Origin of the sequence: Promicromonospora soli (assembly GCF_014653785.1) — a bacterium.
GTDB classification, from domain to species: domain Bacteria; phylum Actinomycetota; class Actinomycetes; order Actinomycetales; family Cellulomonadaceae; genus Promicromonospora; species Promicromonospora soli.
Window position 1 is genome coordinate 663,073 of record NZ_BNAS01000004.1, and the last position, 10,177, is coordinate 673,249.

Below are 10,177 nucleotides of genomic sequence, written 5' to 3' on the forward strand. Positions count from 1 at the left end.
AATCCGGTCACGGGGGCCGCAAGTTCACAAAGGGATCACAGTTCTCAGGTGGGCCCCGATCCTGCCCCGCCGGGCTCCTACGCTCATCCCATGAAGCGCAGCCGGTCAGCCAGGGGGGACGCGGGCTCGCCCGCGCGCCGACTCGTCCAAGCCCTCCTGGCAGCGGTCGTCGGAGGCACGCTCGTGGTCACCCTCGCGGCTTGCTCGGGTGGTGGCGAAGGGGATTCCGGCAGCCCGGAAGCGGCGACCGACGGCGGGGCCGGGAGCAGCGAGGGCGTCGGGCCCGAAGCCAGGACCGACGACTCGGCAGCCGACGCCGCGGGCGCGGTCGGCCTCGCCGACGCCCCCGAGGAGGCGGTCCACCGCGAGCTGGTCACCACCGGCAGCGCGACTCTCGCCGTGGAAGACCCGTTCGAGGCGGCCGAGCAGATCGCCGATCTCGTGGAGGGGGCCGGCGGCCGCGTCGAGGCGCGCGACGAACAAGCCGCGACCGACGACGGGCCGGGCAGCGCGTCGATGACGCTCCGCATCCCCGCCGACCGGGTCTCCGCCACGCTCGACGCTCTCGACGAGCTCGGCGAGGTTCGCGACCGGCACGTCGAGACGGTGGACGTCACCGGCACCGCGCAGGACCTCGACGCCCGGATCGCGGCGCTCCGCACCTCGACCGACCGGCTGCGCGAGCTCATGGCCGACGCCGACCGCACGGCCGACCTCATCCAGATCGAGGCCGAGCTCTCGACCCGTCAGGCCGAGCTGGACGCCCGGGTCGCCGAGCGGAACCGGCTCTCGGACGAGGTGGCGATGTCCACCCTGCGCGTCGAGATCGTCGCCGAGGGAACCCCGGCGGCCGAGGCGCGGCCGGCCGGTTTTGTCGGCGGCCTGACCGCTGGCTGGAACTCCCTGGTGAACACGTTCAACGTGGTCATCCTCGTCCTTGGCGCGATGCTGCCGTGGCTCGCGGTGGGCGGCCTGGTGCTGCTGGTGGTGGCCGGCGTCCGCAAGCAGCTGGCCAAGAGCCACCCCGCCGGGCCGACGCCGCCCCCCGCCGGCCCAAACCCGGCCCCCGCCGACTAGAACCAGGGTCAGTCGGTGATCGCCAGCGCGTCGATCTCCACGAGCATCTGCTCGTGCGGCAGGCCCACGAACACAGTGGTCCGGCTCGGCAGCACGCCACTCGGGCAATACTTGGTCACGAACTCGCCGTAGGCCTCGTTCATGGCCGCGAAGTCCTCGCGCTGGGTGAGGTAGACCCGCAGCATCACGACATCGTCGAACGTCGCGCCGCCGCCCTCGACGATCGCGCGGACGTTCTCGAGCGTGCGGGTGGTCTGTCCGGCGACGTCGCCGGGGTGCACGTACTCCCCCGTTGCCGGGTCCATGGGGCCCTGCCCCGAGACCTGGAGGAACGGCCCCTTGCGCACGCCCTGGTGGAAGGTGTGCGCGGGCGCGGGCGCGTCCGGGGTGGAGATGGCGGTCTTCGCGGTCATCGGGTTCTCCTTGCGGGGTTGGATCAGTGGGTCCGGCAGCGGGTCGGTCAGAAGCTCAGCGTGGCCTGCTCGGCGACCTCGTCGCCGCGGGTCAACAGGGCGGTGCGGTACTTGTCGAACGTGGTGCACGGGTGGGAGATGCCGAACCCGATCACGTCGCCGGGTACGAGCCACCCGCCGCCGTCGGCCGGGTCGAGGGACAGGTAGGCGTGCTGGTCGTTGAGCGCGGTCACGCGCGCCCCGGTCAGCTCGCGGGCTGCGCCGAGCCGGCCTGCGGCGTCGGCCGTGCGCACGACGAGCGGCGTCGGCAGGTCGATGTCGAACGACACGTCCCGGCGCCCCATGCCGCAGATGGCCAGCCCTGGCTCGGGCGTGGACAGCACGGAGGCCCAGACCGTGATCGCGGGCCGCAGCGGCTCCGCGCCCAGGCGCGTCCAGGGGTCGGCGCGGAGGTAGTGGCCGTGGTCGTGCGTCACGTACGCGCCGGAGCGCAGCACGACTCGGGTCGGGACGTCGCTGCCCGCCGCGTCCTGGACGGGCGCGCTGAGGTGCTCGGTCACGACGTCGGCGAACGCGCTGCCGCCCGCGCTCAGCACCACGGGCCCGTCGACGAGGCCGGCGATCGCGGCGCCCGTCTCCCGCAGCCCGTCGCACCATTGCCCGACGGCGGCCAGCTCCTCCGCGCTGGTGCCGCCCGCGACCGGCCCCTCGTAGCCGGCGACGCCGATGAGCCGCAGCCCGGCGTCGGGCACCCGGCCGGCCAGCGCCACGGCGTCGGGCACGGTGCGCACTCCCGTGCGGCCGCCGGGGAGGCCGAGCTCCACGAGCACGCCCAGCCGCGCGGCGGCTTCCGGCGCAGCACCGGCGAACCCGTCGGCGAGCAGGTCGACGCCCCGTACGGAGTCCACGTACACCCAGACCTCGTCGGCTGTGCCGTCCGCGAGCGCGGTGCGGAGCCACGCGATCTCGCGGGGGTCGACGAGCTCGTTCGCGAGGAAGGCGCGCCGCCCGGCGCCGGGGAGGCCCCAGCCGAGCGCCGTCCGGAGCTGTGCGGGCGTCGCCACGGTGGCGCCCCAGGCCCCGGCGGCGACCTGGCGCTCCCAGATCGCGCGGGACATGTGCGTCTTCACGTGCGGCGCGTGCTCCACACCTGCGGCGGCGAAGATACCGGCCACGGTAGCGATGTTGTGGTCCAGCGCCGCCTCGTCGATCGTCAGCAGGGGCCAGGAGAGCGTGGGGTCATCGATGCGCGGCACAACCCCATCCTGCCGTGCCGCAATCTCCCTCCGCACCCTCCGACCGATCAGGCAGGAGGCGGCCGCACCGCATGCCCCGGCGTCGCCCCGGTCAGCACACCCCCGGCGAGCACCGGCACCCCGCCCACCAGGACGTCCTCGATGCCCGACGCCGGCGTGCGCGGCGTCTCGTAGGTCGCCTCGTCGCGCACCTGGCCCGGGTCCACGAGCGCGATGTCCGCGATGGCACCGGGCACGAGCTCCCCGCGATCCGCCAGGGCGAAGCGCCGCGCGGCGCGGGCCGACAGGTGCTCGGCGGCGTCCCACCAGCTCCACGAGCCGCTGCGCACGTGCTCGTCGAGGAACCGGGCGAAGGCTCCCCATCCGCGCGGGTGAGGCTGTCCACCCCAGTAGATGGCGTCCGACCCGGCGAGGTGTCCCTCGTAGCCGGCCAGCGTGCGGACGGACTCGGGCGAGTTGGTCGGCGGCTGCGCGAACACGCAGCTCGCGCGCAGCGCGGTGGTGGTCAGGATCTCGACCACCGTGTCGGGGGCCGAACGCCCGAGCCGAGAGGCGACGTCGGGCAGGGTCATGCCCTCGGCCCACTCCATGCCGGGCACGGACGCGAAGGTGATGCGGGGCCACAGGTCGGTCAGACCGGCGAAGTGGTCGCCCAGGCGCTTGGTCACCGCGGGGTCGCGGAGGGCGTCGACCGTCGCGGCGGGATCGGCCAGAGGCAGCCACGTCGGCAGCGCGACCATGGAGAGGATGGAGCATCCGCGCAGGTAGGGGTAGGAGTCGTAGGTGACGTCGTGGCCCGCGGCACGTGCGGCTCGTACCTGCTCGAGCAGGTCGTGCGCGGGACCGTGCAGGTGCGACACGTGCGTCGCGACGTCGGAGACGCGCGCGATCCGCATCAGCTCCTCGAACGCCCCGACGCCCCTGTCCTCGTACCCGCGCATGTGGCTCACGTGCGGCAGGCCGCGTGCGGCGGCGACCTTCGCGAGCGCGATCAGCTCACGCTCGTCGGCGTAGGCGGCCGGCACATACTCGAGGCCGGTCGAGAAGCCGCAGGCGCCGTCGTCCAGGGCCCGCTCCAGCAGGCCCACCATGGCCGCGATCTCCTCGTCCGACGCCGGGCGCTGCGCCGCCCCCAGAACGCGGTACCGCAGGGTGCCGTGCGGCACGAGGTACGCGACGTTCACTGGGACGGTGCGGTGGTAGGTGGTCAGGAGGTCGCCCACGGATCCGCCAGCGAAGGTGGGGTGGGACCCGTTGACGGCGGCGAAGTAGGCACTCGCCCACTCGTAGGCAGTGCGGTCGGTCGGCGCGAAGGACACTCCGTCCTGCCCCGCCACGACGGTGGTGATGCCCTGGCGCAGCATCGCGAGCTGGACGTCCGGCTCGAAGACGGCGGCCTCAGCGTGCGTGTGCGCGTCCACAAACCCGGGCATGGCGACGCGGCCCTGCGCATCGAGGATCCCGTCGCTCTGTTCGACGTCGCTCCGGAAGACGCCGTACTGGTCGACGGCGGCTCGTTCGACGATGCCGGGGGCGTCCGCGCGGGTGACTGCCGCGATTCGGCCGCGCGCGACGTGCAGGTCCACCGGTTCCGAGAGGGAGCCGTCAGGCTGTGGCAGGCGGGCGTCGCGGACCAGGATCGTGCCGTTCATCTGCCACTGTCCGGCGTCTGCTTCGGCTCCGGCTCCGGGACCTGCTCGGGCTCCCGGACCTGCTCAGGGAGGTTCTCCACGCCGCCGTCCTCGCGCCAGCCGCCGAGCCCGGCCCAGCCCCCCACGGCGGTCTCCGCCGCCAGGTCGCGCGGGTAGCCCTCGACGCCGGGCCGGGTCTGCCACAGGTGCGGGCCGGCGAGCGGCCGGTACTCGACCCCGTACGCGTCCAGGCGTGGCAGATGGTGCCGCTCCAGGCGGTCGAGGAACTCCTTGGACGCCGGCGAGCCCGGCTCGCGGTCGGCCTGCGGCGACCACGCGACCTCGGCGAACGCCGCAAGCCGCGGGAAGGTCGCGTAGTCGACGCGCCGCGCGTTGTCGAGGTGCTCGGTCCATACCTGCGCCTGCGTGCCGAGCAGCCGGCCCGGGGTCACCTCACCGGTCGAGCTTTCCGCGTCGCTGACCAACGGGGCAGGGAGCGGCTCGAAGCCGTACACGTCCTCGACCGTCCGCAGAAATCCGACCGGGATCGGCTCGGCGGGGTGGTCACCGGCGCGATGGTCCAGGTAGACGGCCTGCTCGGGCGCCATGACCACGTCGTGCCCGGCCGCGAGCGCGGCCGCACCCTGCGCGTACCCGCGCCAGGACGTCACGATCACGTCGCGCGGCAGCAACGGCGACATGGCCTCGTCCCAGACGACGGCGCGGCGGCCGGCGTCGGACACGTGCTGCGCCAGGCGGGCGACGAACCAGCCGTGCAGCTGCCCGACGTCGGGGACGGCGCGCCGCCTGGAGTCTTTCGAAGGCCCGAAGAGGCCCAGCGTCCTGGCGCGCTCGACGATGTGGGGCGACTCGCGCCAGAGCGTGGTCGGCACCTCGTCGCCGCCGAGGCCGATGAAGGGTGTGTCGAAGACGTCCAGCACCTCATCCAGCACGTGCCGGAAGAACGCGAGCGATCCCTCGGACGGGTCGAGCACGTCCTCGCTGATGCCCCACGTCGTGCGGACGCCGCGCCGGTCCTTGAGCGTGCCGAGCTCGGGGTAGGCGGCGACGGCGGCCTCGACATGGCCCGGCACGTCGATCTCCGGGACCACGGTGATGCCCCGGTCGCGGGCGTAGGCGACGATCTCGCGCAGCTCGTCCTGCGTGTAGAAGCCGCCGTGCGGGCGGCCGTCGCGGGAGCCGGTACGCCAGGTGCCGACGGTGGACTCGCGACGCCACGCGCCGGTACGGGTCAGCTCGGGGTAGCGGTAGATCTGCACGCGCCAGCCCTGGTCGTCGGTGAGGTGGAGCTGCAGCACGTTGAGCCGGTGGGCGGCGGCGAGGTCGATGAACCGCAGCACGTCCTGCTTCGGCAGGAAGTGGCGGGCGACGTCGAGCAGCACCCCGCGCCAGACGAACCGCGGGTGGTCCTCGATGCGCCCCGCCGGGAGCTCGAGCACCCCGGCGCCGCCCGGGCTCTGGTAGGCCGCCGGCGCACGCCGGAAGGCGGCCGGGCCGGCGAGCTGGCGCAGGGTCTGGGCCGCGGCGTGGGCGCCGGCGAGGTCCGCGGCCTCGACGCGCACCCTGCCAGGAGTCGTGCCGCCCGGTGCTTCACTGCCCGACGCCGGCGCGCGAACCTCGATCCGGTAGCCCTCGCGGGGCAGGTCGGACGCGACCGCGAAGACGACGTCGGCGCCGCCGCGACGAGCCGAGCGGACCGGGCCGGTCGAGGGCACCAGGTCGATGCCGAATGCCTCTTCGATGACCCGGCGCCACCAGCGCGCCGCGGGGCGCAGGACCGGGTCTGCCATGACCCGGGCGCCGTCTTGGAGCAGCACCGAGCCGCCCGTCACCTTCATCGACGCGGGCGCGGGAACGAGGCCAGGATCTCCGGGGTCGCGCACGCCCGTCACCCTAGCGCGGCGCCCCGTTTCCGCGCGGGAAGCCGCGTCGGGCACGGGCCTGGGTCGTACGGATTCGACGGCATATCTGACGCTCGGCACGGACCAGTGGTCACTCCTTGCGCAGCACCGGCTCCAGTGCTGCCAGCACGGCTGGGTCTTCGATGGTGGACGGCACGGCGGGTTCTTCGCCGTCGGCCACCTGGCGCATCGTGCGCCGCAGGATCTTGCCCGAGCGGGTCTTCGGCAGCCCGTCGACGATCGCGACGTCCTTGAACGCGGCAACCGGCCCGATCTGGTCGCGCACCGCGGCGACGAGCTCCGCCGCCACACCCTCAGGGTCCGCGCCGGCCTTGAGCACGACGAACCCGCGCGGCACCTGACCCTTGAGCGAGTCGGCCGCGCCGATCACCGCGCACTCGGCCACGGCGGGGTGCGCCGCGAGGACACCCTCGATCGCCCCGGTGGACAGCCGGTGCCCTGCGACGTTGATGACGTCGTCGGTGCGGCCCATGACGTAGACGTACCCGTCGTCGTCCACGTAGCCGCCGTCGCCCGAGAGGTAGTAGCCGTCGTAGGCGGCGAGGTACGAGGAGACGTACCGTGCGTCGTCGCGCCACAGCGTCTGCAGGGTGCCGGGCGGCAGCGGCAGCCGGATCGCGAGGCTGCCCTCCTGCCCGGGGCCCGCGACCGTGCCGTCGGGCAGCAGCACCTGCACGTCGAAGCCGGGCACCGGGACCGACGGCGACCCGGGCCGGGTCGGCATCAGGTCCAGTCCGCGCAGGTTGGCGACGACGGCCCACCCGGTCTCGGTCTGCCACCTGTGGTCCACGACCGGCACGCCAAGGATGCGCCCGGCCCACTCGTACGTCCCGGGGTCGAGCCGCTCCCCCGCGAGGAACAAGTGCCGCAGGGAGGAGATGTCGTGGCTCGCCAGGAGGATCCCCTCCGGGTCCTCCTTCTTGATCGCCCGGATCGCGGTCGGCGCGGTGAACAGCGCTTCGACGCCGTGCTCGGCGACAACGCGCCAGAACGCCCCGGCGTCCGGCGTGCCGACGGGCTTGCCCTCGTAGAGCACGGAGGTCGCGCCCACGATCAGCGGCCCGTAGACGATGTAGGAGTGGCCAACGACCCAGCCGACGTCGGACGCCGTCCACCAGACCTGACCGGCCCCGATGTCGTAGATGTTGCGCATGGACCAGGCCAGGGCGACGGCGTGGCCGCCGTTGTCGCGCAGGATCCCCTTGGGCTTCCCCGTGGTGCCCGACGTGTACAGGATGTAGAGCGGATCCGTCGCCGCGACCTCCGTGCACGGCGCGGGGTTGGTCCGGCCGGCATGCATGGCGGTTGCCCAGTTCAGGTCCCGCCCCTCGACGAGCGTCGCCTCGGCCTGCGGCCGCTGCAGCACCACGCACGACGACGGCTCGTGGGTGGCCAGCTCCAGGGCCCGGTCCAGCAGGGGCTTGTACTCGACCACCCGGGTGGGCTCGATGCCGCACGACGCCGACACCACGACCTTCGGCTGCGCGTCGTCGATCCGCACGGCCAGCTCGTTCGCGGCGAACCCCCCGAACACCACCGAGTGCACAGCCCCGAGCCGCGCGCAGGCCAGCATCGCGACGACGGCCTCGGGCACCATCGGCATGTAGATCACCACCCGGTCGCCCTGGCTGACGCCGAGGTCGCGCAGGGCGCCGGCGAACGCCGCGACGTCCTGCAGCAGGGTGGCGTAGGTGATGGTCTCCGTGGTGCCGGTCACCGGGCTGTCGTAGATCAGCGCCGCCTGGTCGCCGCGGCCTGCGATCACGTGCCGGTCGAGGGCGTTGTAGCAGGTGTTGAGCCTGCCGTCGGGGAACCAGCGGTAGAACGGAGGGCTGTCGGCGTCGAGCACCCGGGTGGGCTTGCGGAACCAGGTGACGAGAGCGGCCTGCTCGCCCCAGAAGCCCTCGGGATCGGCGAGGCTTCGCCGATAGACGTCCGCGTAGTCGGCCATGGGGCCCTCCTGGTCTGGCTCGCGGACCCCGGTGTCCGCGTCGGTGCCAGTGTGCCTCGGACGTGCGGCGCCGTCGAGCGGCAGGCAGCTCTCAGAGAAGCTTCCCGAGCTCCTCGGCGTGCTCCGCGGTCCATGCTTCCTGGCGCCGTACGTCGGCCGGCACTCCGAGCTCGGCGAGCCTGACCATTGCGGGCTCACCGGCCCGTGCGCCGGCGTCGATGCCGTCGGCGCACCGGCGCTGCCACCAGAGGATCGTCGGCACGAGCTCCGACCGGTCGATCGGCCCGTAGGCCTCGCACACCGTCACGAGCGCCCGTGCCGCGCGGCCGACGTCGGTCCGCGGCCCCAGCGGGACGAACTGCCAGAGCAGGTGTGCGACATCCTCGATCCGCCGGCCCGGCCCGGCGATGTCCCAGTCGATGAACGCGACCGGCTCGAGCCCGCTCGTACCGTGCCGGAAGACCGTGTTGCGCGGGTCGATGTCGTGATGGCACACCACCTCGGAGTCGCCCGCGAGCGTGGTGCCAGCCGTTAGGTCGTGCAGCTCGCGCACCAGCCGGGCGAGCTCGGCCAGGCAGGATGGCTCCGCCGCAGCTCGCCGCACGCCGTCGTCCGTTCCGCTGAGACCGTCCAGGTAGCTGAGCACCTCCGTCGCGGGTGGCTCGACCCGCAGCAGCCGTGGTGCGCCGCGCCAGCCGCGCCGGGCGAGAAACCGCAGCAGCTCGTGCACGTACTCGTGCCGCTCGGTCATCGAGCGGTACACCTCGTCGCCACGCCGCGTCACGGTCGAGACGAACCCTCCGGACAAGACGTGTTCGTCGTTTTGCTGCACCGCCCAAGTCTCTCGCGGCATGCTGGCGGCCGCCGCGAGGACGGGCTCGCGGCGGTCGCCGGTTCAGCGGACAGGCGCCCAGGAGAGGTCGGCTGGGCGCCTCCGCCGTGGTGCTCGACGCCGGCCGGGTGGCCGATAGCTGACCGTCCCGCTGCGATGCGGGGTGTGGCAGCCGATCGAGTACCGGCTGCGCGGGACACGCCCCTCACGCGGTCCGCCGACGCCGACGGCCGGCGTCCACGCCGGGACCGCCTCCCGGGCCTGCACCGGTCGGACCGGCTCTGGTCGGACCGGCTCTGGTCGGACCGGCTCCGGTTGGACGGGCTCCGGCTGGACCGGCTCCGGTCGGGCAGGCTCGGGTGGTGCGGGCGCGAGGTAGGTATAGGTGTGCCCCGTGGGCGCGACCGTCTCCACCGCGTGCCGTCCGTCGATCTCTGCTGTCTTCTGCCTCCACCCGGGCGCCTGCTTCGCGTGATTGCAGCGCACGCACAGGCCCTGCCCGTTGCCCAGGCTCGTCTCGCCACCCTCAGCAAACGGCGTGACGTGGTCGATGTGCCGCACCGGAGCGTCGCACCACGACGTGGCACACACACCCTGCTCCCGGGCACGCAACAACGCGGCCAGGCCCGCCGGGTGGAACCGCGAGGTCGACGTCGTGGCCAGCAGCCGCCCGCGCGGGTCCACGTAGATCGAGCGCAGCCACGCCGCGTCGGCGTCGATGGCGTGCGCCGCAAGCCTTCGCGCCACCGGTCCCGGCACGCTGCCTGCCCCGGAAGGCATGCCCTCCACGACAACCCCGTGCTGTTCACCGCCGGCCAGCAGCGTCCGGTCCGAGACCAGCAGGTTGATCGTGACCGGCACATCATCGGCGTGGCCGGGCTCGCGTCCCGTGACCCGCTCGATCAATGTATCGGCCATGACCTGCCCGGCCCCGCGCTCATCACCCGTGGCCCTGGCCGCGTCCGCGTGCGCCTTGAGCAGCGCGTAGGCCTGCACCCCCTGCGCCATCGGCACCAACGCCGTCAGATACACCATCAGATCCGGCGCCGGACGCACCGAGACACACCGCTCCGA

The 10,177-nt window shown here is 73.5% G+C and carries 8 protein-coding genes; 1 reads left to right on the forward strand and 7 read right to left on the reverse strand.

Annotation, left to right across the window (positions count from 1 at the left end; all coding sequences use genetic code 11):
- Positions 1-90 precede the first annotated feature (90 nt).
- Positions 91-1,077, forward strand: a complete 987-nt coding sequence (locus IE250_RS16120) for a DUF4349 domain-containing protein (RefSeq protein ID WP_189670262.1) — start codon at positions 91-93, stop codon at positions 1,075-1,077.
- An 8-nt stretch (positions 1,078-1,085) separates the two neighbouring features.
- On the opposite strand, the gene IE250_RS16125 is transcribed toward IE250_RS16120, so the two are convergent.
- The 7 genes from IE250_RS16125 to IE250_RS16155 all read right to left on the reverse strand — a co-directional run.
- Entirely contained in the window at positions 1,086-1,490 is a 405-nt protein-coding gene (locus IE250_RS16125; RefSeq protein WP_189670263.1) for a RidA family protein, read from the reverse strand.
- Positions 1,491-1,537: 47 nt separating this feature from the next.
- A complete protein-coding gene (locus IE250_RS16130; protein WP_189670264.1) occupies positions 1,538-2,746 on the reverse strand; it encodes a type III PLP-dependent enzyme domain-containing protein in 1,209 nt (402 codons plus the stop codon).
- Between the two features lie 47 nt (positions 2,747-2,793).
- Positions 2,794-4,398: an N-acyl-D-amino-acid deacylase family protein gene (locus tag IE250_RS16135; RefSeq protein WP_189670265.1), complete on the reverse strand. Its 1,605-nt coding sequence runs from the start codon at positions 4,396-4,398 to the stop codon at positions 2,794-2,796.
- Positions 4,395-6,281 (reverse strand): beta-N-acetylhexosaminidase, encoded by a 1,887-nt coding sequence (locus tag IE250_RS16140; RefSeq protein ID WP_229872506.1) that lies wholly within the window; start codon positions 6,279-6,281, stop codon positions 4,395-4,397. The genes IE250_RS16135 and IE250_RS16140 overlap by 4 nt, the downstream gene beginning before the upstream one ends.
- 109 nt (positions 6,282-6,390) lie before the next feature.
- Positions 6,391-8,271, reverse strand: coding sequence for a propionyl-CoA synthetase (locus IE250_RS16145; RefSeq protein ID WP_189670266.1), 1,881 nt, complete (start codon positions 8,269-8,271; stop codon positions 6,391-6,393).
- Positions 8,272-8,362: 91 nt separating this feature from the next.
- The gene (locus IE250_RS16150; RefSeq protein ID WP_229872507.1) at positions 8,363-9,103 is read right to left on the reverse strand and encodes a phosphotransferase; all 741 of its coding nucleotides are present in this window, start codon (positions 9,101-9,103) and stop codon (positions 8,363-8,365) included.
- A 63-nt stretch (positions 9,104-9,166) separates the two neighbouring features.
- Positions 9,167-10,177 (reverse strand): HNH endonuclease (locus IE250_RS16155; protein ID WP_189670268.1); only part of this gene is annotated, 1,011 nt, incomplete at its 5' end.

Excerpts from the sequence above, each read along its gene's own strand:
- IE250_RS16120 (WP_189670262.1), top strand. The coding sequence starts at position 91 with ATGAAGCGCAGCCGGTCAGCCAGGGGGGACGCGGGCTCGCCCGCGCGC.
- IE250_RS16135 (WP_189670265.1), bottom strand. The coding sequence starts at position 4,398 with ATGAACGGCACGATCCTGGTCCGCGACGCCCGCCTGCCACAGCCTGAC.
- IE250_RS16145 (WP_189670266.1), bottom strand. The coding sequence starts at position 8,271 with ATGGCCGACTACGCGGACGTCTATCGGCGAAGCCTCGCCGATCCCGAG.
- IE250_RS16125 (WP_189670263.1), bottom strand. The coding sequence starts at position 1,490 with ATGACCGCGAAGACCGCCATCTCCACCCCGGACGCGCCCGCGCCCGCG.